Source organism: Streptomyces sp. SLBN-118, from assembly GCF_006715635.1.
Lineage (GTDB): Bacteria > Actinomycetota > Actinomycetes > Streptomycetales > Streptomycetaceae > Streptomyces.
The window spans coordinates 1,272,277-1,295,842 of sequence record NZ_VFNP01000002.1 but is presented as its reverse complement, the minus strand read 5'-3'; the positions used below and the strand labels follow the sequence as shown (position 1 = coordinate 1,295,842).

The following is a 23,566-nucleotide window of genomic DNA, read 5'->3' as shown; positions in this document are numbered from 1 at the left end:
CCACCATGACCGTTGAGACCCCCATCTGCCGCCGCCTCGTGGGCCGTACCGCCGTCGTCACCGGCGCCGGCAGCGGCATCGGGCTGGCCACCGCGCGCCGTCTCGCCTCCGAGGGCGCGAACGTCGTCTGCGGCGACATCGACGAGAGCGCGGGCAAGGCCGCGGCCGACGAGGTCGGCGGCACGTTCGTACGCGTCGACGTCACCGATCCCGAGCAGGTCGAGGCCCTGTTCAAGACGGCGTTCGACACCTACGGCAGCGTCGACATCGCCTTCAACAACGCCGGAATCTCGCCCCCCGACGACGACTCCATCCTCACCACGGGCCTGGAGGCATGGAAGCGCGTCCAGGAGGTCAACCTCACCTCCGTCTATCTGTGCTGCAAGGCCGCCATCCCCTATATGCAGCGCCAGGGCCGTGGCTCCATCATCAACACCGCCTCGTTCGTAGCCGTCATGGGCGCGGCCACCTCCCAGATCTCCTACACCGCCTCCAAGGGCGGCGTGCTCGCCATGTCCCGCGAACTCGGTGTGCAGTTCGCCCGCGAGGGAATCCGGGTCAACGCCCTGTGCCCGGGGCCCGTCAACACCCCACTGCTGCAGGAGCTGTTCGCCAAGGACCCGGAGCGTGCCGCGCGCCGCCTGGTGCACATCCCGGCGGGACGGTTCGCCGAGGCGAACGAGATCGCCGCCGCCGTGGCCTTCCTCGCGAGCGACGACTCCTCCTTCATCAACGCGACGGACTTCCTCGTCGACGGCGGTATCGCGGGCGCGTACGTCACTCCCGTATAACGCCTGTGGAAGCCGGCCAACCGGCGCCCTAGGGTGGCCGGATGAGCATGACGACCCCGGCAGGCTGGTTTCCGGACCCGAACACGCCCGGCACCGAACGCTGGTGGGACGGGACCGCCTGGACCGCGCACACCCGCCCGGTCCAGGCGCAGGTCCCCGTCCCGGCGCAGGTCCCGCCGGCAGGCTTCGGACCGCCGACCGTGCCGATGGCACCGGCGTCGTCCGGAGGCGGCGGCAGGGGGCGGCCCCTGGCGCTGGCCGCCGCGGGCGTCGTCCTCGCGGGCGCTGTCGCCGTCGGTGCGGTGCTGCTCGGGAACGACGACACCTCGGACCCCGTTGCCGCGCCGGACGTTTCGGAGCCTGCCGCGACCACGGCGGACCCGAAGAACAGCCAGTCCGCGACTCCGCCCGCGACCGACGACTCCGGGACGCTGACCGACCAGCTCAACGGCATCACCATTCCGGTCCCCGAGGGCTGGGAGAAGTCGGACAGTTCACTCGACGAGGGCGCGACGATGGCCACGGACGAGACCTACGACTGCCCGGCCGGCGGCTCGCCGCTCTGCCGGCGCGGCCGGGTGTCGTCCATCACCGCAACGCGCACGGACAAGAACTCGCCCCAGGCGCTGGCCGAGCAGGACATCGCGAAGGCCGCGGACAAGGCGTACGAGGAAGACGCCGTCGGAGCCCGCATCTACGGCGGCATCAGGTCCCACACCGTGCTCAGGTCCCAGTCCGTCGCGGTAGCCGGGCGCGCCGGCTATGTGGTCCGCTGGCGGGTCGTCACCGGAGCGGGGCCCGGCGGGTACGTGCAGTCGCTGGTCTTCCCCTCGTCGGTGGGGAGCGAGTCGATGGTGATCGTCCGCTTCGCCTTCGACGCGAGCCCCAAGGCGCCGAAGCTCGCGGACATGGACAAGATCGCCGCGGGTATCCGGCCGATCGGCGATGCGACGAGCGGCGGGGTGGGCAGCAGCATCGGCCCGGGCTAGGGCCGACAGGACCTGGTGTCCCGCGTCTGAAGTTCGATTTTTTGCCGTCAACTAACCGCATCGGGAGCGGAAGGAGCACGGTTGTGCTCAGGAGACGTGCGTCCCGCGCCCTTACGGTGGCACTTGCACCGATCGCTCTGACCTTGGGCGGAGCCGGTATCGCGAGTGCCGACGACTTACAACTACGTGAGCGACATTGACGGCCACTCACTCCAGACGTTCAAGATCTGCGACAACACGATCCGATGCGCACGGCGTCACCGGCCGCCTGTACATCGACCAGGGCACATGGGCGCTGATGGGTACCGCCACCGACGGCGGAGACGCGGGCTGGCCCAAGACCTGTGGAGATCCATGGCTGATTGGGGTTCGCCGCCCGATCGGGGCACGGAGGGGACACTCCGTGAGCACTCGTACGAGCGGCGACCCGCTGAGGCATGGCGGCAGTCGGGCGTGCGTTTACTCGTCCGCGAGCAGGGCGGGGCGGGCTGTTGGGTGCCCGCTGTCCGACGTTGACCTGCGGAAACCCTCTGGAAACAGGCCCCCTCGGCCAGCTGCGAACCCGCAGTGAATGGGCAGGCGCAGACGGGCGCCCATCGGGACAAACCACCTGTTTCGGGCATAGCCTGAAAGTACCCCATAACCTTCCGTCTCCAGGAGGCGTCATGACATTCGTCCAGGTCATCGACTGCAAGACCAGCAAGGTCGATGAGTTGAACAGGCTGATGGACAGCTGGATCCGAGCGACTGAAGGCAAGCGGACAGCCACCCACTCGATCGTGGGGCGAGACCGTGCCGACGCCACCCACGTCGTGGAGATAGTCGAGTTCCCCTCGTACGAAGAGGCGATGAAGAACTCGCAGCTCCCGGAGACGGATCGGATCTTCCAGGAGATGGTGGCCGCCTGCGACCAGGCGCCCACGTTCACGGACCTCGAAGTTCTCCGGGACGAGCAACTGAACAAGATCGTGGTCCGCGCCTTCTTCGAAGAAGTGGCGAACAAGAGGAACTTCGACGCCCAGGACGCGCTGTGCACCCCCGACTATCAGGAGCACACCTCCTCCATGCCGCCGTACGACCTGGGACTCGAGCAGTCCAAGGCGGCGAACCGGGAGATTCTTCCGGCGCTCGAACCGGTGACCACGATCGAGTCCCTGATCGAGGAAGGTGACCTGGTAAGCGCGCGGTTCTCCTACAAGGGCCGTCACGTGGGCACGTTCTTGGGTATGGAGCCCACGGGCCGGGAGTTCTCGGCAACCGGGCAGGCGACCTTCCGCTGCCAGAACGGCAGGATCGCAGAGAGCTGGTGGAACATCGACGACCTCGGTCTGCTGAGGCAGCTGGGCGCCGTCCAGGCTTAGGTGTACTGCCCCGAAGCGTTGTTCACACGGCTGATGGGTGGTTGTCCGGACGGTGGGTGTCGGCCAGTCGTCGGAGCGGGCCTGCGAGATCCGTGCTCATTGATCTCGTCACGCAGTTGTCCAAGTGGCTCTGGTTTACTGGCCCAGCTCGACAAACATGCCGAGTTGAGCCGTGCGCTTCACCGGGGCACGGGGTGGCCGGCTTCACCGGCACAACTTCCGCCGCATCTGGCTCCGTTGTAGCCGGCATCCTGCGGGATGAAGGGGAACATGTCCTGGAGGTCTAGAGGAAGGTGCGCCCCTCGCCCCGGTAGGTGGGCGCCGTCGCCGTCACCCGGTCGCCCTCGATCAGGTGCAGCGTGTCGAAGCGCTCGCACAACTCCCCGGCCTTGGCATGCCGGAACCACACCTTGTCGCCGATCAGCAGATCGTCGGCGGGCGAGCCGAGAAGCGGGGTCTGCACCTCGCCCGGGCCCTCCTGCGGGTCGTAGACCAGCCCTTCCGGGAGATACGGCACGGGCAGCCGGTCCGCGCCCGCGGCACCCGACGCGGGATACCCGCCGCCGAGCACGGTCACCACGCCCACGCCCGGCCTGCGTACCACGGGCAGCGCGAACAGGGCGGCCGGACGCCCCGTGAACGACGTGTAGTTGTCGAACAGCCTCGGGACATACAGCCCGGAGCCCGCGGCGATCTCCGTCACCGCGTCCTCGGCCGCGGTGTGCTGGACGCTGCCGGTGCCGCCGCCGTTCACGAACTCCAGGTCAGGCGTCACCGCCCGCACGGCCCGCACCACGGCCGCCCGCCGCTCCGCCAGCTCCCTGCGGGCCGCCGCCTGCATCAGCCTGATGGCCCGGGAGCGCAGCGGGCGGCCCGCGAGCGAGTCGCCGACACCGGCGACATGCCCCTCGTACGCCATGAGCCCCACCAGCCGGAAGCCCGGGCGGCGGGCGATCGAACGCGCCAGCTCGGCCAGCTGGGCGGGCTCACGCAACGGCGAACGGCGCGCCCCGATCCGTACGCGACCGCCCAGCATCTGCAGCGCCGTGTCGAGTTCCAGACAGACCCGGATCTCCTCCTTGCCGCCGCCGCGCGAGCGGTCGATCAGTTCCAGCTGGGCCGCGTCGTCGACCATCACGGTCACGGCGGCGGCGAGCTTCGGATCAGCCGCGAGCTCGGCGAAAGCGGACCGGTCCGCGGACGGATAGGCCAGCAGTACGTCGTTGAATCCGGCCCGTGCCAGCCACAGTGACTCGGCGAGCGTGAACGACATGATCCCCGCGAATCCGTCCCGGGCGAGGACCCGTTCCAGCAGGGTCCGACAGCGCACGGACTTGCTCGCCAGCCGGATCGGCTTGCCGCCCGCCCTGCGCACCAGGTCATCGGCGTTGGCGTCGAACGCATCGAGATCGACCACCGCGAGCGGCGCGTCGAGATGGGCGGTGGCGCTGTCGTAGCGGGCCCGGTCAGCGGCAGGGGGTGTCATGGCCCGAGCTTGCCAGACCGGATTACCGCAGGGTAGGGGGATGTTCTGGGCAGATCCGCCCGGACCCCTGGTCTCGTTGCCGCCGGGTGCGTTCGAGCCCGTAGAGTGACGCACACGCTGTGACGAACGGGCCTGCCCCGAGAGGCGATCCGTTGGTGTACGTGGACGAGGAACAGGGGGCGGGATGAGCACGGAGGCGCAGCGCCCTTCCGGCCCGGCCTCGTCTCAGCCCGACGACGGGGAGACGGCGCCCGGAGCGTCCCGCATCACGGATGCGCTGGTCCCGCCGGATACGGCCCCGAGGGAGCCCCGTGTCTCGGGTATCGCCAAGCTCCTGCCCCCCGACCCGAGCGATGACGACCGCGCCGGGGCTGCGACGCCGCCCGGGGCGGGTCGCCCCGCGTCCGCGCTGGGGTCCACGGCCGGACGCCCGCCTTCGCAGGCACCTGCGGCGGGTCGCCCTGTCTCCGCAGCGGTGCCCGCCGTTCGCCGCCCCGACGCCGACGGGGTTACGGGGCCCGCCGATGGACCGCGTCGCCCCGCGTCCTCGCCTGCGCCTGGTCGCCCCGCTTCCTCGACGGCGCCTGCGGCTCGTCGGACTGAGTCTTCGACGCCGCCCGCTGCCGGTAGCCCCGACGGCGACGGTTCCCGACGCCCGGTCGGGCCCGACGCCTCGCCGAGCGCGCCCCCCACCGGAGCCCGCCCGCCCGCCGCCGGGCGCTCCGAGGCGCCGCCGCGTGCGCCCCGGTCCGGACCCGTCGCCACGCCGTCGCCGGGCGTGCCCGCACACCGACCGCGGGCTGCGATACCCACGCGTCCCGAGCCGAGCCCGGGCGCCCACGCGCCCCAGCCGCCGGCCGGCATACCGCCCCGCCCCCACGTACCGCCCGCGCGCCCGGACACCGGCGCGGAGCCGCCCGTCGCACCCGCCGAGACCACCACAAGGCTGCGGCCCATCGCCGCGCCCCTGCCACCCGAGGCCCCGCCCCGGCCCGCCGTCGCCCCCGCAGGCCGCAGGCCCGTCGGCTCCGTCGACCTCACGCCTCCCGCACCCGGCACACGCCCCCCGCACCCGGGACCCGCCGCCTACTCCTGGGTGCCGCCGGAGACCCCGGCCGAGATGACCACCCGGCTCCGCCCCGTACGGACCCGGCGCCCCGCGCGGACTCTGGGCGCCCTCGCCTGTGTCGTGCTCGGCCTCGGGCTGATCGGCGGCGCCGCCACCGGCAGTTGGCTGACCGGCGACTCGAGTGCCGACCCCACCGCCCGCACCGGATACACAGAAACCCGGACGCTGTGGCACAGCGTCCCGGTGGACACTCTCTTCCCCCGCACCCTCAGGGGCGAGGGCGCAGGACCCGGCGGCGCGGACCGCATCTGGACGCGGATCGCCGTCGCGCCGGACGGCCCCTGCGCGCCCGCACTCGATCCGCTGCTGCTCAAGACGCTTCAGCCGGTCGGTTGCGTCCGGGTACTGCGCGCCACCTACACCGATGCCACGGCGAGCAGTGTCACCACAGTCGGGATGATCTTCACCGAGGCCGACGCGGAAGCGATGGGCACACTGAACTCCCGTTTCACCACGCAGGGTCTCGACGAGCGCCCCGATCTGATGCCCCGCACCCTCCCTGCCAAGGGCACCGTCGCCGCGGGCTTCGGCGACCGGCAGCGCGCGAGCTGGTCCCTCACCGTTCTGACCGAGATGCCCGTCGTCGTCTACGCCGTGTCCGGCTTCGCCGACGGACGCACCGTCACCGACCCGCAGCCCGCCGCCGAGGCCAAGGCGGACGGCGCGACGTCCGCGCCCGCGCAGGCGGGCCTCGGCCATGAGGCGCTGGGCATCGCGGACCGGATCGAGGGCGGTCTGCGCAAGTCCGTCCGCACGGCCACGGAGAAGCCCGAATGAACCCCCGCCGCCGCATCGCCGCGCCCCTCGCCGCCGCCGTCCTCGCACTGCTCCCGGCGACGCCCGCGCACGCGGACGGAATCCGGGACCAGCAGTGGGGCCTCGACGCCCTGCACACCGACCGGGCCTGGGACACCACCAAGGGCAAGGGCATCACCGTCGCGGTCCTCGACACGGGTGTCGACGACAGCCACCCGGACCTGTCGGGCTCGGTCCTGCCCGGCAAGGACTTCATCGGCTTCGGCGCCGGGCAGGGAGAGCGCGCCTGGGCCCGCCACGGCACCGCGATGGCGGGCATCATCGCCGCCCACGGCCACGGTCCCGGCGACGAGGACGGCGTCATCGGCATTGCCCCGGAAGCCAAGATCCTCCCCGTCCGCGTCATCCTCGAAGGCACCGACAAGGCCCGCGAGAAGGCCCGCAAAACCCGCGGCACCGCCCTCGCCCAGGGCATCCGCTGGGCAGCCGATCACGGCGCGGACGTCATCAACCTCTCGCTCGGCGACGACAGCGAGTCCGCGCACCCGGAGGCCGGTGAGGACGCCGCCGTTCAGTACGCGCTCGCCAAGGGCTGCGTCGTTGTCGCCTCCGCCGGCAACGGCGGTGAGAAGGGCGACCACATCTCCTACCCCGCCGCCTACCCCGGAGTGATCGCCGTGACGGCCGTCGACCGCTTCGGCACGCATGCCGCCTTCTCCACCCGCCGCTGGTACGCCACCGTCAGCGCCCCCGGTGTCGACATCGTCATCGCCGACCCCGACCGGAACTACTACCAGGGCTGGGGCACCAGCGCCGCGTCCGCCTTCGTCTCCGGCGCGGTCGCCCTGGTGCGCTCGGCCCATCCCGGTCTCACCCCGGCCCAGATCAAAAAGCTCCTCGCTGACACCGCCCGCAACGGTCCCAAGGCGGGACGCGACGACTCCAAGGGCTACGGCAGCGTCGACCCGGCCGCCGCGATCAAGGCGGGCGCGAAGCTGCACCCCGCGGACCTGAAGGCGGCATCGGCCGGTTACGGCAAGCAGTACTTCGGCCCGGGTCCCGCCCGCGCCGACAAGGACTCGGAACCGGCCGGCTGGCTCGCCCCGCTCGCGGGCGGCATGGGCGTGTTGGTGCTGCTGGGCGCGGCCGTCCTCTGGCGCGGCGGCCCGGTCAGAGGGAACTGACCGCTCTCCGCGCCGCCGCCTCGACGAGCGCGATGCCCGCCTCCTTCGTCGCGTGCCCGCCCGACAGGACCGCCACCAGGCAGGCACGGCCGTCCACCCGGACCCGGCCGATGCTGTTGACGGCCCACAGCCCGGTGGTGGTCCGCGGCATCCAGCCGTTCTTGAGTGCCCAGTCGCTCCCGGCCGCCGACACCCCCCAGGCCTGGTCCGGCGAGACCTGCTCCATCAGCGCCCGCAGATACGGACGGGATGCCTCGCTCAGCACCGAGTCTCTACCGAACACGGCCTGAAGCAGGGTGAGTTGATCGCGGGCCGTGGTCTGTGTCAGCCCCCAGGCGGCCCTCCCCGCCGTCTCGCCGAGTCCGAGCCGCTCATTGGCCGCGTCGAGCCCCCTCGCCCCGCCGATCGTCTGCCACAGCGCCGTGGCCGCCGCGTTGTCGCTGAGCCGGATCATGGCGGTTGCCTGCGTCTTCTCCTGGGCCGTGAGCGAACGACCCGCATCCTGCGTCGCCAGCAGCAGAGCCGCCATGATGTCGACCTTGACGATGCTCGCGGTGGCGTGCGCGGCCCCGCCGTACACCCCGCGCTGCCCGCTCCCCGAGTCGAGCACCCCGACCGACAACGACACGCCGGACCGGGCGACGACCGGCTCGACCGCGGCGGCGAGCACCGTATCGATACCCACGGCGACCTCCGCTGCTCGGGAGTCCCCGACGGGAACTCGGACGGTGAGGCCGACGATACGGCGCGGGGCGCCGGATCCACGGGCGCGGGGAAAACCCCGGAGCGGGGGCGGGCTACGCTCGTCGCGTGGCGCTCAAGAACATCCCTGACTCCGGTTTCTCCGACGACGACGGCACCGCCGACCCCCGGTTGGCTGCGGCCCTCGCCGCGTGGTCCGCAGACCGCACGGCCGAGGGACCGGTGCTCGAAGCCCTCAAGGCGGCCCGGCTGCTCGTCCCCGTCGTCGCCCTCCTCGGCGAGGCCGAGGAGGGCGTGGGGGTCCCCCCGACGAAGCCAGGGGGAGGTCTGCGCCGCGAGAAGACCAGTGACATGGCAGTGCCCACCCTGACGGCGGGCGACCGCCGCGCGCTCCCCGCCTTCACCTCGATCGCCTCGCTCGCCCGCTGGGACCCCGAGGCGCGGCCCGTTGCCGTGCCGCTGCATCAGGCGCTCCAGGCGGCTGCGCACGAGAAGGCCGACACGCTCGTACTCGACCTGGCCGGGCCCGTCACCTACCAGCTGACCGGCGGTGCGCTGCTCGCCCTCGCGGAGGGGCGCATCAGCACCGACCCGCTCCAGGACCCGGCCGTGACGACGGCCGTACGGGACGCGGTGGCGGCCGAGCCCGCGGTGCTCCGTGCCCACCTGGGCCCGGGCGGCGCGGACGGCACCCTCGCCCTGGTTCTCACAGGGGATGCCGACCCGGCCCGGTCGGCCCGCCGCGTCGCCGAGGCACTGGCGGCCGACAACGTACTGAGGGCCCGCCTGGTGCGGGGCCTCGACCTGGCACTGCTGCCGGCCGGGGCGACGCTTCCGGGCGAGCCCTTGTTCGTACGTGAAGAGCGGTTGGCGTAGCCCCGGCGGGACCCGCCGGGGCACCGGCGGGCTGGGCCCTAGCCGTAGACCGGGCCCGTGTACTTCTCGCCCGGCCCCTGACCCGGCTCGTCCGCGACCAGCGAGGCCTCGCGGAAGGCCAGTTGCAGCGACTTGAGCCCGTCCCGCAGGGGCGCCGCGTGGAAGGAGCTGATCTCCGTGGCACTGGCGTCCATCAGGCCGGCCAGCGCATGAACCAGTTTGCGGGCCTCGTCCAGGTCCTTGTGATCGGCGCCGTCCTCGGTCAGGCCGAGCTTCACGGCTGCCGCGCTCATCAGATTCACCGCGACCGTGACGATGACCTCGACGGCGGGGACCTCGGCGATGTCGCGGGTCATGTCGTCGAAGCCGGGGGACTCATTGGGTGTGGTCGCGTCGCTCATGCCCCACACGATATGCCCCGCCGCCCGGCGGCCGGTCCCGGCCACCGGTTAGCCCGTTCCGGCCAGAGCTGCTAACCTTGTGTAACGACCGGCCGGACACGTGTGTGCCCGGCCCACAAGTGGAGGCTCCGATCTCCCACCTGGCCGTCCTCCGGGCGGCGGGTCACCGGTCAGGCGGCGCCCATCGTTCCGTACGGACGATGGAGCCACCCGATAAGCCCCGCGGTAGCACGCGGCGGTGTTCCGGTATTCCAGGAGCTCCCGCCTGTGTCCCGTCCGGGGCATTTTTGACGTTCCGGTGCGGTTGGTCTGACGAAACAGACGTTACGCGGCTGCCTGCCAGCCAGCCGTGTGGTGCTACCGAGGAGGATCCATCAGCGCCGAGCCCCGCATCAACGACCGGATTCGCGTTCCCGAAGTGCGACTTGTCGGTCCCAGCGGCGAGCAGGTCGGGATTGTTCCGCTTGCCAAGGCCCTTGAGCTTGCTCAGGAGTACGACCTCGACCTCGTCGAGGTGGCGGCGAACGCCCGCCCGCCCGTGTGCAAGCTCATGGACTACGGGAAGTTCAAGTACGAGTCGGCCATGAAGGCCCGTGAGGCGCGCAAGAACCAGGCGCACACGGTCATCAAGGAGATGAAGCTCCGGCCGAAGATCGACCCGCACGACTACGACACCAAGAAGGGTCACGTCGTCCGGTTCCTCAAGCAGGGCGACAAGGTCAAGATCACGATCATGTTCCGTGGTCGTGAGCAGTCCCGCCCCGAGCTTGGCTTCCGCCTGCTGCAGCGTCTCGCTTCCGACGTCGAAGACCTCGGATTCATCGAGTCGAACCCCAAGCAGGACGGCCGGAACATGATCATGGTTCTTGGCCCGCACAAGAAGAAGACCGAGGCCATGGCCGAGGCACGTGAGGCTCAGGCCGCCCGCAAGGCGGAGCGCCAGGGCTACGCGAACGAGGAGACCTCGGACGAGGCTGCCCAGGCTCCGGCCGAAGCACCCGCCGAGACTTCCGAGGCGTGACCTGAGGGGCGGCCATCCAGGCGCCCCGGGTCCCGCCCGGAACCACAAACCAAGATCTGACGCTCCTGTTGTCCGGTGCCCGCACCGGGGGAGCGCCACTGACGAGGAGATACGGCGCGATGCCGAAGAACAAGACGCACAGCGGTGCCAAGAAGCGCTTCAAGATCACCGGCTCCGGCAAGGTGCTCCGTGAGCGCGCCGGCAAGCGCCACCTGCTCGAGCACAAGTCGTCCAAGCTGACGCGTCGCCTCACCGGCAACGCCGAGATGGCCCCGGGTGACTCGAAGACCATCAAGAAGCTTCTCGGCAAGTGACGTCCGTGTCCCCGGTGACCGGGGACACGCGCCGAGACCGGGACCAATTCGTTTTCGGGCCGTGTGAGTCCAACCACGGCCCCGCTACAAGGAGTTAACAAGTGGCACGCGTCAAGCGGGCAGTCAACGCCCACAAGAAGCGCCGGGCAATTCTCGAGCAGGCCAGCGGTTACCGCGGTCAGCGTTCGCGCCTGTACCGCAAGGCCAAGGAGCAGGTCACCCACTCCCTGGTCTACAACTACAACGACCGCAAGAAGCGCAAGGGCGACTTCCGTCAGCTGTGGATCCAGCGCATCAACGCCGCTGCCCGCCAGAACGGCATGACGTACAACCGCCTCATCCAGGGTCTGAAGGCCGCCAACGTCGAGGTGGACCGCAAGATCCTGGCCGAGCTCGCGGTCAACGACGCCAACGCGTTCGCCGCGCTGGTCGAGGTTGCGCAGAAGGCGCTTCCGAGTGACGTCAACGCGCCGAAGGCCGCGTCGGCGGCCTGACGGCCGCGCCGAGCCGACCGGACCCGCAGGCCCTTCGGCCTGCGGGTCCGGTGTGTTTGGCCTCGTTTCGGGCCGTACCCGCCCCGGTACGGACGCGGGACCCGCGCGTGGCCCGTACGGCGCTGCCCGCCCCGGCGGTGGCGTTCCCGCGCACCGGTCGGCCTGCGGGTCGTTCGATACCTGCCTCGGGCTTCGCGTAACCCGGGACTGCCCGCCTCGGCGGACGCGTTCGGGCCGGTCCACCTCCGGCGAAGGGGCGAGGTGCCGGACGGCCTGCGGACTGCCCGGCACGGGCTCGGACCAGTACGTGGCCCGTACGGGAGGGCCTGTCCCGACGGGTGCGTCCACAGCGCCCCGCCCCGGGCGGGGCGTTTCAGCAGGCCTCCGGACGCCCGGTACTCGGCGGGTCCACCCGGGCACGCTCGGCGCGGACCGCCCGCCGCCGCGGTGCGTCGGGGTCAACTCCCGGCGTGTCGGTGCCCGCCACCCACCACCCCGCAGGCGCGTCCGGGACACCCCGGACCCGAGTCAGAGAGCCGCCGGCCACATGCCTACTCCCGAGCTGATCTCCCCGCGATCCCCGCGCGTCACCGCCGCGCGGCGGCTGGCCAAGCGTGCCTTCCGGAGCAAGGAGCGCCTGTTCATCGCCGAGGGGCCCCAGGCCGTGCGCGAGGCCGTCGCGCACCGCGGGCGCGGCGGTGAGGCCACCCTGGTGGAGCTGTTCACCACGGTCGAGGCCGCCGAGCGGTACGCGAACATCGTGGATGCCGCCCGGGCCGCCGGAGCCCGGGTGCACCACGCCTCGGACGCGGTGCTCGCCGAGGTCTCGCAGACCGTCACCCCGCAGGGCCTCGTCGGCGTGTGCCGTTTTCTCGACTCGCCCTTCGAGGACATCCTCGCGGCCCGGCCGAAGCTCGTCGCCGTGCTCGCTCACGTCCGCGACCCCGGCAACGCGGGCACCGTGCTGCGCTGCGCGGACGCCGCGGGCGCCGATGCCGTCGTCCTCACCGATGCCTCCGTGGACCTGTACAACCCCAAGTCCGTACGCGCTTCGGTCGGTTCGCACTTCCACCTGCCCGTCGCGATCGGCGTCCCCGTCGAGCAGGCGGTGCAGGGACTGCGCGAGGCCGGAGTGCGCGTACTGGCCGCCGACGGCGCGGGCGAGGACGACCTCGACGACGAACTGGACGCGGGCACCATGGGCGGACCCACCGCATGGATCTTCGGCAATGAGGCCTGGGGACTGCCCGAGGAGACCCGCGCGCTCGCCGACGCCGTCGTACGCGTCCCCATCCACGGAAAAGCCGAAAGTCTGAACCTCGCGACCGCCGCAGCCGTATGCCTCTATGCCTCGGCGCGCGCCCAGCGCGCAGGCAGTGCTCGCTGAGCTCGGGTACTCGCTCAGGGGGTCCGCTCCGTCACTTCCAGCTAGTAGGGTGACGGGCTCGGGGGCCCACTGCGCCGGCGGAGAGGTGGGGTACGGGGATGGCTGTCGGGACGAGCAGGCCCGCGGACACACACGGGGCATTGCTGTGCCATTCCGGCGGCTCCGAGGCGTTCGCCATCGACCCCGACGACCTTCCCGACGGCCTGGTCGTCGCCGACGAGCGGGGCCGGGTGATCTGCTTCAACGACGCGGCTGTCAGGATCACCGCCGTCGCCAAGGCCGATGCGCTCGGACACCCGCTGGAGAACGCCCTGCCGCTGGAGGACCTCAAGGGCCGCCGCTGGTGGACGCTGACCGATCCGTACGGCGGGCTGGCCACCCGCGTCGGCCAGCCCGAGCGCAATCTGCTGCTGCCCGGCGGCCGCGAAGTCCTCGTCTCCGCGCGCTATGTGCGCGAGCGCCCCACCGGGCCGATACGCCGCCTGGTCATCAGCCTGCGCGGCACCGAGGCCAGACGCCGCACCGAACGCAGCCACGCCGAGCTGATCGCCACCGTCGCCCATGAGCTGCGTTCGCCGCTCACCTCGGTCAAGGGGTTCACGGCGACGCTCCTGGCCAAGTGGGAACGCTTCACCGACGACCAGAAGCGGCTGATGCTGGAGACCGTCGACGCCGACGCCAACCGCGTCACCCGGCTCATCGCCGAACTGCTCGACATCTCCCGGATCGACTCCGGCCGGCTCGAAGTACGCCGCCAGCCCATCGACATAGCGGCCGCCGTCGGACGCCACATCCAGGCACACATAGCCAGCGGTCAGTCCCCGGACCGCTTCTTCGTCCGCATCCAGCGCAGGCTGCCCGATCTGTGGGCCGACCCCGACAAGATCGACCAGGTGCTCGGCAATCTGCTGGAAAATGCGGTGCGCCACGGCGCCGGAACGGTCACCATCGAGGTGGCGCCGGCAGCGGCGAAGGACGACGAGAAGGGTACGGCCGTCACCGTGAGCGACGAAGGCCCCGGCATCCCCGAGGAGTCGATGGGCCGCGTCTTCACCCGCTTCTGGCGGGGGAGCAAGCGCGGCGGCACGGGCCTGGGCCTCTACATCGTCAAGGGCATCGTCGAGGCGCACGGCGGGACGATCACCGTCGGCCGCGGACCCGGCGGCGGCGCCGAGTTCCGATTTATTCTGCCCGTCGGCGCCCCGGCCTACCTGGCCTAGCCGCCCGCGGGCTCATTCGCCGGTCCACACCCCGTTAGACTCGGCCTTTGGCACCTTTGCGTCCTCGGTCAGTCCCAGGTCGACGAGCGGGGGCCCCAGCCAGCCCATCGGAAGTACGGGAAGAGATGTCCGCACCCAATAAGTCGTACGACCCTGTTGAGGTCGAGGCACTGAAACCGGAAGAGATCGAGCGCATGCGGGACGAGGCGCTCGCCGCCTTCGCCGCAGCGGGCGACCTCGAAGAGCTCGCCCACGCGAAGGTCGCGCACACCGGCGGTGCCTCGCCGCTCGCGCTCGCCAACCGGGAGATCGGCGCGCTGCCGCCCCAGGCCAAGGCCGAGGCCGGCAAGCGCGTGGGCCAGGCCCGAGGCGCCGTGAGCAAGGCGCTGGCCGCCCGCCAGGCCGAGCTGGAAGCCGAGCGCGACGCCCGGGTGCTCGTCGAGGAGGCGGTCGACGTCACGCTGCCCCACGACCGCGTTCCGGCCGGCGCCCGCCACCCGCTGACCACGCTCATGGAGCGGCTCGAGGACATCTTCGTATCCATGGGGTACGAGGTCGCCGAGGGCCCCGAGGTCGAGGCGGAGTGGTTCAACTTCGACGCCCTGAACTTCGTGCCCGACCACCCGGCCCGGCAGATGCAGGACACCTTCTTCGTCCAGGGTCCCAAGGGCACCGTCGACGACGAGTCCGGCATCGTGCTGCGTACGCACACCTCGCCGGTGCAGGCCCGAACGCTGCTCGACCGCGAGCCGCCGGTCTACGTGGTCGTACCGGGCCGCGTGTACCGCACCGACGAGCTGGACGCGACGCACACTCCGGTCTTCCACCAGATCGAGCTGCTGGCCGTCGACGAGGGCCTGACCATGGCCGACCTCAAGGGCACCCTGGACCACATGGTCCAGGCGCTCTTCGGCCGGGACATGAAGACGCGGCTGCGCCCGAACTTCTTCCCCTTCACCGAGCCGTCCGCCGAGATGGACATGGTCTGCTACGTGTGCCGCGGCGAGTCCGTCGGCAATCCGGACCGGCCGTGCCGCACCTGCGGCAGCGAGGGCTGGATCGAGCTCGGCGGCTGCGGCATGGTCAACCCGAAGGTGCTCATCGCCTGCGGCGTCGACCCCCAGAAATACAGCGGATTCGCCTTCGGGTTCGGCATCGAACGGATGCTGATGTTCCGCCACAACGTCGAAGACATGCGAGACATGGTCGAGGGTGACGTCCGGTTCACCCGGCCGTTCGGGATGGAGATCTGATGCGGGTCCCGCTTTCTTGGCTGCGGGAGTACGTCGACCTGCCGGCGACGGAGACCGGCCGTGACGTCCAGGCCAAGCTCGTTGCCGCCGGCCTGGAGGTCGAGACCGTCGAGCAGCTCGGCGCCGGGCTCAAGGGCCCCCTCGTCGTCGGCAAGGTCCTCACCATCGAGGAGCTGACGGAGTTCAAGAAGCCCATCCGCTTCTGCACCGTCGACGTCGGCCAGGCCAACGGCACCGGGGAGCCGCAGGAGATCGTCTGCGGCGCGCGCAACTTCTCCGTCGGAGACAAGGTCGTCGTGGTCCTGCCGGGCGCGGTGCTGCCCGGCGACTTCGCGATCGCCGCACGCAAGACGTACGGCAAGACCTCGCACGGCATGATCTGCTCCGGCGACGAGCTCGGCATGGGCGACGACGGCAGCGGCGGCATCATTGTGCTGCCGCCGCAGCACGAGGTCGGCACCGACGCCATCGAACTGCTCGAGCTGGTCGACGAGGTCCTCGACATCGCGGTCACACCCGACCGCGGGTACTGCCTCTCGATGCGGGGTGTCGCCCGCGAGACCGCCATCGCCTACGGCCTGCCGCTGCGCGACCCGGCGCTCCTCGACGTCCCCGCCCCGAACTCGTACGGCTATGTGGTGAAGGTCGCCGAGCCGATCGGCTGCGACCGTTTCACCGCGCGCACCGTCGTCGGACTGGACCCCGAGGCCCGCTCCCCGATCTGGCTGCAGCGCAGGCTGCAGAAGGCCGGGATGCGCCCGATCTCGCTCGCCGTCGATGTCACCAACTACGTGATGCTCGAGCTCGGGCAGCCGCTGCACGCCTACGACCGCTCCCGTCTCGACGGGCCGATCGGGGTGCGCCGCGCCGAGTCCGGCGAGAAGCTGACCACCCTCGACGGCGTCCAGCGCGTGCTGGACGCCGAGGACCTGGTGATCACCGACAACCGCGGGCCGATCGGTCTCGCGGGCGTCATGGGCGGCGCCAACACCGAGATCGCCGACCACGACGACGAAGCCGGTGCCACCACCGGCGTCGTCATCGAGGCCGCGCACTTCGACGCGATCTCCATCGCCCGTACCGCGCGCCGCCACAAGCTGGCCTCCGAGGCGTCCAAGCGCTTCGAGCGCGGCGTCGACCCGCAGGCCGCGGCCGCCGCGGCCCAGCGGACCGTCGACCTGCTGGTGCTGCTCGCGGGCGGCACCGCCGAGGCCGGGGTCACCGAGGTCGTCGCCCCGTCCGCGCCCCGCACGATCACCATGCCGGCGAGCCACCCCGACCGGGTCGCGGGTGTCCACTACGGCCGCGAGACCGTCGTACGCCGCCTCCAGGAGGTCGGCTGCGACGTCTACGGACAGGACGAACTGGTCGTCACCGTCCCGTCCTGGCGCCCCGACCTCGCCGAGCCGAACGACCTGGCCGAGGAAGTCATCCGTCTCGAGGGGTACGAGAACCTCCCCTCGACGCTGCCCAAGCCCCCCTCGGGCCGCGGGCTCACCGAACGGCAGCGGCTGTACCGCCGCGTCGGCCGCGCGCTGGCCGGTGCCGGCTATGTCGAGGCGCTGAACTACCCGTTCATCGGCGAGCAGGTCCTCGACCAGCTCGACATCCCGGCGGACGACGAGAGCCGAAGGCTCGTCAAGCTGGTCAACCCGCTCTCCGACGAGGAGCCCGCGCTGCGCACGACGCTGCTGCCCGGGCTGCTCGGCGCGCTGCGCCGCAACGACGGCCGCGGCAGCCACGACCTGGCGCTCTTCGAGACCGGCCTGGTCTTCCGGGCTCCCGAGAAGGAGGGCATCGCGGTCCGGCTGCCGGTCCACCGCCGTCCGACCGACGAGGAGATCGCCGGTCTCAGCGGAGTGCTGCCCGTGCAGCCGCGCCATGTCGCGGTCGTTCTCGCCGGTGCGCGCGAGCAGGCCGGCTGGTGGGGGAAGGGCCGCCCGGCCGACTGGGCCGACGCGGTCGAGTCGGCCCGCACGGTCGCCCGCGAGGCCGGGGCCGAACTGATCGTCCGCCAGGGCCAGTACGGACCGTGGCACCCGGGCCGCTGCGCCGAGCTCGCCGTGGTGACCGACGGAGCGGAGCAGACCGTCGGCTACGCCGGAGAGCTGCACCCGCGCGTGGTCAAGTCGCTGCATCTGCCCGCGCGCAGCTGCGCGATGGAGCTGAACCTGGACCTGCTGGAGCGGTCGTCCCAGGGTGCCCTCCGGGCGCCGCGGATCTCCACCTTCCCGGTGGCGACCCAGGACGTCGCGCTGGTCGTGGACCAGAAGGTGCCGGCTGCCGAGGTCGAGCGGGTGCTGACTCAGGGCGCGGGTGAACTGCTCGAGTCCATCCGGCTGTTCGACGTCTTCACCGGTGAGCAGATCGGCGAGGGCAAGAAGTCGCTGGCGTACGCGCTGCGCTTCCGTGCCGCGGACCGCACGCTCACGGTCGAGGAGGCCTCGGCCGCCCGGGACGCCGCCGTGGCGCTGGCCGCCGAGCGCACCGGGGCGGTCCTGCGCGGGGCCTGACCGCGGCGTGATCCGCCGTACTGCCTGATGAGGGGCTCACCCGGACCACCGGGGTGAGCCCCTCACTCATTGAGGTGAGAACGCCGGGCGACATTCCCCCGGGGCGCGACCGATCGATGTCCTGCATACGGACGGGGCGGCCCACGCCCGTGATGCGTCGGGGAAGTTCTTCGCACTTCAAGCCGTGCTCGCCGAGGCGGAGCTCGGCTCGCCGGTCTCCCCCGCCGCCGTCCTGTCCACCGTTCACTCCCAGTTGATGCGGCACACCCGTGGGCGGCTCGCCGACGATGCGGCGCTGCCGGCGCTGCGCAATGACCGCTCCCGGGTGCCGGCGCAGTGCGGGGACGCCACACTGCGCCGAACCCGGCGCGAACCCTCCAATCGATAGCCGTCACCTGCAGCCATGTGCAGCTTCGGCAACCAGGGGATTGCCGTGCGGCCGGCGCCGCCCGCCCTGCCGCGGAGTGTCGGGCAGATCAGCAGGGCAGACGACGCGATCGAGGGCCGCCGCACTGTACGAGGGGGAGCCGGCGGCCCGGCCGCCTCTGTGAGAGGCATTTCAGTCAACCGGCGTGCGCGGTACGGCGGCAGAGCACGCGAGGCACAGATCGGGGCACTCTGTTCACACCCCGTGCGAAGCCCTCCTGACTATGCTGAGGCCACCGAGCCACCGGAGTTGCCCCATGCAGCCCAACACCCTGCTCGACGCCCTGCTCGACGAGGCGGGTATCTCCAATGCGGGCCTCGCCGCCCGCGTCAACCAGGCGGGCAGGGCGCGAGGCCTGTCGTTGCGGTACGAACACACGGCCGTGTCACGCTGGTTGAAGGGCCAGCGTCCGCGCGGCCAGGTGCCCGACCTGATCTGTGAGGTCCTGGCCGGCCGGCTGCACCGGGCCATAACGCTCGGCGACATCGGCCTCGGGGGACCCGGCGAGCCGGTCGCACCGCCCGGCTCGCCGCTGTGCGGCTTCGTGGAGCGGGCCACCGCACTGTGGCGCTGCGACGAACAGCAGCGGCCGCACATCATCGAGGCGCCCGCCGTCACCGGCACCCCCGCCGTGATGCCCGTATGGGAGTGGGAGAACCCGCCTGAGGACTCTGACGTCTCGCGCTCCGGGCAGACTTGCGTCAGCATGGCCGACATCAAGATGCTGCGGGCCGCACGGGCACACTACGAGCTGATGTACCGCAAGGCGGGCGGCATCGCGACCCGCGCCCGCATTGTCGGCTTTCTCAACGCCGAGACCGCGCCGCTGCTGCGGGGCGGCTACAGCGACGCGCTGGGCCGCCAACTGCACCGGGCAACGGGCGGTCTGGTGGCGGTCGCCGGTATCTGCGCGTACGACTCGGACGCGCACGGTCTTGCCCAGCGCTATTTCCATCAGGCGCTGCGGCTTGCAAAGGCCAGTGGGGACAGGGGACTTGGTGCCTATGTCATCGCGCTGCTGGTCAACCAGTCGCTGTTCATGGCCGAGCACCGCCAGGCGGTGGCCTTCGCGGAAGCGGCCCTGCGGGCGGCCGGACAGCAGATCACCCCGGCGCTGGCCGCCGATCTGTACGCGATGCAGGCCAAGGCGTACGCGCATCTCGGCGACGGCAGCAGCGCACTGCGGTGCATCCGGCGGGCCGAGCTGGAGGCGGAACGGATCCGACCGGGGCACGAGCCGGACGAGACGGGCTATGTCCAGCCGGGCCTGGTGAACGTCCAGGTCGCGGAGGCCCTGTTGAGTCTCGGTGATCTCCCCGCCGCGCGGGAGCACGCCGCGGCTGCCGTCGGAACCCCCGCGCACGACCGCGGCCGGGTCCACCGGCTCGCCATGCTCAGCCAGATCGAGCTGCGCCAGGGCGAGGTGGACCGGGCGGCGAACACGGCCGCGGAGATGGTGGAGCGGGCGAGGGGGATGGAGTCCCAGCGTCTGAGGGACCGGCTGCGAGCGGTGCGGGAGCACCTTGTGGCGAGTGGCTGCACCAACGCGGACGAGGCGGCCGAACTCATCGACGGGGCACTCCGCGTTCCCCTCTGACCTAGCTCCTGCTGCGATATTGCCATCGACTTGTCGGAAGGTGGCAGAAAAGTGCAGTGGACGAACTTAGGCGAACAAACTGTGTATGAAAACCGCTGGTTCAAGGTCAACCTGGCGGACGTCGTACTCCCCGACGGCCGACACCTGGACCACTTCCTCATACGGCTCCGCCCGGTCGCCGTCGCGACCGCGGTCAACCGGGCCAACGAGGTGCTGATGCTCTGGCGGCACCGCTTCATCACCAACAGCTGGGGCTGGGAGCTCGCCGCGGGGGTCGTCGAGGACGGCGAGGACATCGAGGCCGCGGCCGCCCGGGAGATGGAGGAGGAGACGGGCTGGCGCCCGGGCCCCCTCCAGCACCTCATGACCGTCGAGCCGTCCAACGGCCTCACCGACGCCCGGCACCATCTCTACTGGTCCGAGGACGCGACGTACATCGGGCACCCCGAGGACGACTTCGAGTCCTCGCGCCGCGAGTGGATACCGCTCAAGCTGGTCCCCGACATGATCGCCCGCGGTGAGGTCCCGGCCGCCAATATGGCGGCCGGGCTGCTGATGCTCCACCATCTGCGGTTCGGCTGACGGTCCGGGCCGGACCGCCGGCTCCAGGCGCCATGCCCCGGCTGCCTACTGGCCGAGCGCTTGCCAGACCGCCACCGCCAGCGCTCCGAGCGCGGTCAGCGCGGCCACGGCGGGCAGCGGCCACCTGGCGTGCTCAAGTGCCCCGACGCGCGCGGCCAGATCGGTGAGATCGCGGTCGATCTGGTCGTTGCGCTGTGCGAGCAGTGCCAGATGCCCGTCGATACGGGCGAGGCCGACGTCGAGGCTGCGGCGTAACTCGGCGAACTCCTCGACGACCACTAAATGATCAGGGTCGGTGGTCACGGATTCAGCTCCTCTTCGGAAGGTTGTACAGCGGGCCCTTGGCTGAGCGGAACCGAGTCAACTCTCCCTGGTAGGAGGGCGGGAGCGTGTGCGCACGGCATATGCGGGCACGCCCCGCACACTCCGTGTGAATCAGGAGTACTGATAGAATCCGGAGCCCGTCTTGCGGCCGAGGCGCCCCGCGTCCACCATCCGCTGCAGCAGCGGGGGAGCGGCGTACAGCGGCTCCTTGAACTCCGCGTACATCGAGTCGGCGACCGAGGCCACGGTGTCCAGGCCGATCAGGTCGGAGAGCTTGAGCGGACCCATCGGGTGGGCGCAGCCCAGCTCCATGCCGTTGTCGATGTCCTCGCGGCTGGCGATGCCCGACTCGAACATCCGGATGGCGGAGAGCAGATACGGGATGAGCAGGGCGTTCACCACGAAGCCCGAGCGGTCCTGGGCGCGGATCGGGTGCTTGTCGAGGATCTGCTGCACCACGGCCTCGGAGCGCTTGATCGTCTCCTCGGAGGTGGTGAGCGCCGGGATCAGCTCGACGAGCTTCTGGACCGGGGCCGGGTTGAAGAAGTGGATGCCGATGACCTGGTCCGGGCGGCTGGTCGCGACGGCCAGCTTCACCAGGGGGATGGAGGAGGTGTTGGACGCGAGGATCGCGTCCTGCCGGGTCACCACCTGGTCGAGCACCTGGAAGATCTCGGTCTTGACCTGCTCGTTCTCTACGACGGCCTCGATGACGAGATCGCGGTCGGCGAACTCGCCGAGGTCGGTGGTGAAGCTGAGGCGCTCCAGGGTCGCGTCGCGCTCCTCTTCGGTGATCTTGCCGCGTTCGGCGGCCTTCGAGAGGGAGTTGTAGAGGCGGGTGCGACCGATCTCCAGGGCCTCGCCCGTGGTCTCGGCGACCTTCACCTCCAGGCCGCTGCGGGCGCACACCTCCGCGATGCCCGCGCCCATCTGGCCGCAGCCCACCACTCCGACGCGTGCAATGTCGGCCATTGAGTCCGTCACCTCGTGCCTTTCGCTGATTCGTGCGGCGAGTCCCCCGTGTGATTCCGGCGCCCGCCTCGACGCCCCGACGTTACTCCGGATGTGTGCGCGCAGGATGGCTAGGGGGTGTCCTTCGGATCAGGCCGGATCAGCGGGCGTGCCGGGCCAGGCGAACCCCGCGTGATCCGGCCTTGATCCGAAAGACACCCCCTGGGGGCGGGCATGCTGGGCGGATACGACGGTCGGCAGCGAGAAAGCTGAGGGCGGCATATGGGGCAGATCGGGAGAAGAGGGTTCGTGATGGCGGCGGCCGGAGCCATGGCCGCACTGGGGACGGCCGGGGACGCGGCCGCCCGGACCGCGGATCGTGGGTCGTGGCCGCGGCGTGCGAGGGCCCGGGAGTTCCGAGGGATGTGGATGGCGACCGTCGCCAACCGTGACTGGCCCTCAAGGCCCGGCCTCACCCCGGCTCAGCAGCGCGCCGAACTCTGCGCCCATCTCGACACCGCGGTCGCCCGCAAGCTGAACGTCGTGGTCCTCCAGGTCAGGCCCACCGCGGATGCCCTGTGGCCGTCGCCGTACGAGCCCTGGTCGCAGTACCTCACCGGGTCACAGGGGCGAAACCCCGGCTGGGACCCCCTCGGCGCCGCCGTGGCCGAGGCCCACCGGCGCGAGCTTCGGCTGCACGCCTGGTTCAATCCCTATCGGGTCGCCGTGCACACCGATCCGTCCCGGCTGGTCGAGAGCCACCCGGCCCGGGTACATCCGGAGTGGGTTCTTCCGTATGGCGGGAAGCTGTACTACAACCCCGGCATTCCCGAGGTCCGCCGTTTTGTCCAGGACGCGATGATGGACGCCGTCCGGCGCTATGACATCGACGGCGTTCATTTCGACGACTACTTCTACCCCTATCCGGTCGCCGGCCAGGTCTTCGACGACGACGCGACGTATGCGCGCTACGGCGCGGGCTTCCCTGACAAGGCCGCCTGGCGGCGCGACAACACCGACCGGCTGGTGCGCGAGATGGCCGACCGGATCAGGAGGTCCGGCAAGGTCATCCCCTTCGGGATCAGCCCCTTCGGGGTGTGGCGCAATGCCACCACCGATCCGCTCGGCTCGGACACCAGGGCGGGCGTGCAGACCTACGACGATCTGCACGCCGACACCCGTATGTGGGTGAAGAAGGGCTGGATCGACTACGTCGTCCCGCAGATCTACTGGAACATCGGGTTCCCGGCAGCCGATTACGCCCGGCTGATCCCCTGGTGGAACGACGTCGTACGGGACACGGACGTCGATCTCTACGCCGGGGAGGCCCTCTACAAGGCGGGTGACCCCGCCCAGCCCGCGCCCTGGCAGGACCCCGCCGAACTCTCACGCCATCTCACGCTGGCTCGCGCGTACGAAGGAGTGCGCGGGCACTGCTTCTTCTCGGCGAAGGAGGTCATGTCGGACCAGATCGGGGCGATGGCCAGGGTGGTGGCCGATCACTATCCGACCAGAGTTCGGCCGCCGGACTGAGTCAGGCCTGCTCGTGGTGGCGTACGACAGTGTCGGGGCCGGGAGACAGCAGAGCCTCGTGGCCGTCGTCGAAGCGCACCCGGTACGGGGGGTTGCCTTCCTGCCCCAGTACCTCGACGACTTCGGCGGTCTTGTCGTGCTGCCCCACGACCCTGCCGTGGACCAGCAGTGTGTCGCCCACGTTCGCTTGCATCGGGAGTGACCTCCTCAAAGGGGGTGGTCCGTGTTTCGAGTCTAAGGCCGGGGCCGGGAGTTGCACCCCCGAGGCACTCGGT

Annotated in this window: 23 protein-coding genes; 17 read left to right on the top strand and 6 right to left on the bottom strand. The window is 71.0% G+C overall.

Going from position 1 to position 23,566, the window contains the following annotated elements:
* The first annotated feature begins 5 nt into the window (after positions 1-5).
* The 3 genes from FBY35_RS24510 to FBY35_RS24500 all read left to right on the top strand — a co-directional run bounded on the left by FBY35_RS24510 (position 6) and on the right by FBY35_RS24500 (position 3,141).
* Positions 6-791 carry a 3-oxoacyl-ACP reductase gene (locus FBY35_RS24510; protein WP_142216142.1) on the top strand — a complete coding sequence of 262 codons (786 nt, stop codon included), beginning with the start codon at positions 6-8 and terminating at the stop codon, positions 789-791.
* 41 nt (positions 792-832) lie between these two features.
* Positions 833-1,780, top strand: coding sequence for a DUF2510 domain-containing protein (locus FBY35_RS24505; protein ID WP_142216141.1), 948 nt, complete (start codon positions 833-835; stop codon positions 1,778-1,780).
* A 665-nt stretch (positions 1,781-2,445) separates the two neighbouring features.
* Positions 2,446-3,141, top strand: coding sequence for an ester cyclase (locus FBY35_RS24500; protein WP_142216140.1), 696 nt, complete (start codon positions 2,446-2,448; stop codon positions 3,139-3,141).
* 283 nt (positions 3,142-3,424) lie between these two features.
* Here FBY35_RS24500 and FBY35_RS24495 read toward each other — a convergent pair whose 3' ends face one another.
* A complete protein-coding gene (locus FBY35_RS24495; protein WP_142216139.1) occupies positions 3,425-4,627 on the bottom strand; it encodes an amino acid deaminase/aldolase in 1,203 nt (400 codons plus the stop codon).
* 778 nt (positions 4,628-5,405) lie between these two features.
* On the opposite strand from FBY35_RS24495, the gene FBY35_RS24490 reads away from it, so the two are divergent.
* Complete coding sequence (locus FBY35_RS24490; RefSeq protein ID WP_260848807.1) at positions 5,406-6,533, top strand: hypothetical protein; 1,128 nt, start codon at positions 5,406-5,408, stop codon at positions 6,531-6,533.
* Entirely contained in the window at positions 6,530-7,696 is a 1,167-nt protein-coding gene (gene mycP, locus FBY35_RS24485) for a type VII secretion-associated serine protease mycosin (protein WP_142216138.1), read from the top strand. Before FBY35_RS24490 ends, mycP begins: the two co-directional genes overlap by 4 nt.
* Here the strand turns inward: mycP and FBY35_RS24480 are convergent.
* Positions 7,683-8,381, bottom strand: coding sequence for a serine hydrolase (locus tag FBY35_RS24480; RefSeq protein WP_399208783.1), 699 nt, complete (start codon positions 8,379-8,381; stop codon positions 7,683-7,685). The genes mycP and FBY35_RS24480 overlap by 14 nt on opposite strands.
* Before the next feature lie 125 nt (positions 8,382-8,506).
* On the opposite strand from FBY35_RS24480, the gene FBY35_RS24475 reads away from it, so the two are divergent.
* Positions 8,507-9,274, top strand: coding sequence for an SseB family protein (locus tag FBY35_RS24475; protein ID WP_142216136.1), 768 nt, complete (start codon positions 8,507-8,509; stop codon positions 9,272-9,274).
* A gap of 38 nt (positions 9,275-9,312) precedes the next feature.
* Here the strand turns inward: FBY35_RS24475 and FBY35_RS24470 are convergent, their stop codons facing one another.
* A complete protein-coding gene (locus tag FBY35_RS24470) occupies positions 9,313-9,675 on the bottom strand; it encodes a DUF1844 domain-containing protein (RefSeq protein ID WP_142216135.1) in 363 nt (120 codons plus the stop codon).
* A 349-nt stretch (positions 9,676-10,024) separates the two neighbouring features.
* On the opposite strand from FBY35_RS24470, the gene infC reads away from it, so the two are divergent.
* From infC to FBY35_RS24415, 10 genes are all read left to right on the top strand, one after another.
* Positions 10,025-10,696, top strand: a complete 672-nt coding sequence (gene infC, locus FBY35_RS24460; RefSeq protein ID WP_142216134.1) for a translation initiation factor IF-3 — start codon at positions 10,025-10,027, stop codon at positions 10,694-10,696.
* Positions 10,697-10,815: 119 nt separating this feature from the next.
* On the top strand, positions 10,816-11,010 hold the full coding sequence (rpmI, locus tag FBY35_RS24455) for a 50S ribosomal protein L35 (protein WP_142216133.1): 195 nt from the start codon (positions 10,816-10,818) through the stop codon (positions 11,008-11,010).
* Between the two features lie 101 nt (positions 11,011-11,111).
* Positions 11,112-11,504 carry a 50S ribosomal protein L20 gene (rplT, locus tag FBY35_RS24450; RefSeq protein ID WP_142216132.1) on the top strand — a complete coding sequence of 131 codons (393 nt, stop codon included), beginning with the start codon at positions 11,112-11,114 and terminating at the stop codon, positions 11,502-11,504.
* Between the two features lie 547 nt (positions 11,505-12,051).
* Entirely contained in the window at positions 12,052-12,891 is an 840-nt protein-coding gene (locus tag FBY35_RS24445) for an RNA methyltransferase (RefSeq protein ID WP_142216131.1), read from the top strand.
* A gap of 98 nt (positions 12,892-12,989) precedes the next feature.
* A complete protein-coding gene (locus FBY35_RS24440; protein ID WP_142216130.1) occupies positions 12,990-14,111 on the top strand; it encodes an ATP-binding protein in 1,122 nt (373 codons plus the stop codon).
* Between the two features lie 125 nt (positions 14,112-14,236).
* Entirely contained in the window at positions 14,237-15,364 is a 1,128-nt protein-coding gene (gene pheS, locus FBY35_RS24435) for a phenylalanine--tRNA ligase subunit alpha (protein ID WP_142216129.1), read from the top strand.
* Complete coding sequence (gene pheT / locus FBY35_RS24430) at positions 15,364-17,877, top strand: phenylalanine--tRNA ligase subunit beta (RefSeq protein WP_142216128.1); 2,514 nt, start codon at positions 15,364-15,366, stop codon at positions 17,875-17,877. The genes pheS and pheT overlap by 1 nt, the downstream gene beginning before the upstream one ends.
* 112 nt (positions 17,878-17,989) lie before the next feature.
* Positions 17,990-18,265: a SpoIIE family protein phosphatase gene (locus FBY35_RS24425; RefSeq protein WP_142216127.1), complete on the top strand. Its 276-nt coding sequence runs from the start codon at positions 17,990-17,992 to the stop codon at positions 18,263-18,265.
* A gap of 295 nt (positions 18,266-18,560) precedes the next feature.
* On the top strand, positions 18,561-19,901 hold the full coding sequence (locus FBY35_RS24420; protein ID WP_142216126.1) for a transcriptional regulator: 1,341 nt from the start codon (positions 18,561-18,563) through the stop codon (positions 19,899-19,901).
* Between the two features lie 51 nt (positions 19,902-19,952).
* Entirely contained in the window at positions 19,953-20,483 is a 531-nt protein-coding gene (locus tag FBY35_RS24415) for an NUDIX hydrolase (RefSeq protein WP_142216125.1), read from the top strand.
* 45 nt (positions 20,484-20,528) lie between these two features.
* Here the strand turns inward: FBY35_RS24415 and FBY35_RS24410 are convergent, their stop codons facing one another.
* Both FBY35_RS24410 and FBY35_RS24405 read right to left on the bottom strand, forming a co-directional pair.
* Complete coding sequence (locus tag FBY35_RS24410) at positions 20,529-20,786, bottom strand: hypothetical protein (RefSeq protein ID WP_142216124.1); 258 nt, start codon at positions 20,784-20,786, stop codon at positions 20,529-20,531.
* Between the two features lie 132 nt (positions 20,787-20,918).
* On the bottom strand, positions 20,919-21,779 hold the full coding sequence (locus FBY35_RS24405) for a 3-hydroxybutyryl-CoA dehydrogenase (RefSeq protein ID WP_142216123.1): 861 nt from the start codon (positions 21,777-21,779) through the stop codon (positions 20,919-20,921).
* Positions 21,780-22,040: 261 nt separating this feature from the next.
* Here FBY35_RS24405 and FBY35_RS24400 point away from each other — a divergent pair, with 261 nt between their 5' ends.
* A complete protein-coding gene (locus tag FBY35_RS24400) occupies positions 22,041-23,291 on the top strand; it encodes a glycoside hydrolase family 10 protein (protein WP_142216122.1) in 1,251 nt (416 codons plus the stop codon).
* A 1-nt stretch (position 23,292) separates the two neighbouring features.
* Here the strand turns inward: FBY35_RS24400 and FBY35_RS24395 are convergent, their stop codons facing one another.
* On the bottom strand, positions 23,293-23,484 hold the full coding sequence (locus FBY35_RS24395; protein ID WP_142216121.1) for a DUF1918 domain-containing protein: 192 nt from the start codon (positions 23,482-23,484) through the stop codon (positions 23,293-23,295).
* Between the last annotated feature and the right edge of the window lie 82 nt (positions 23,485-23,566).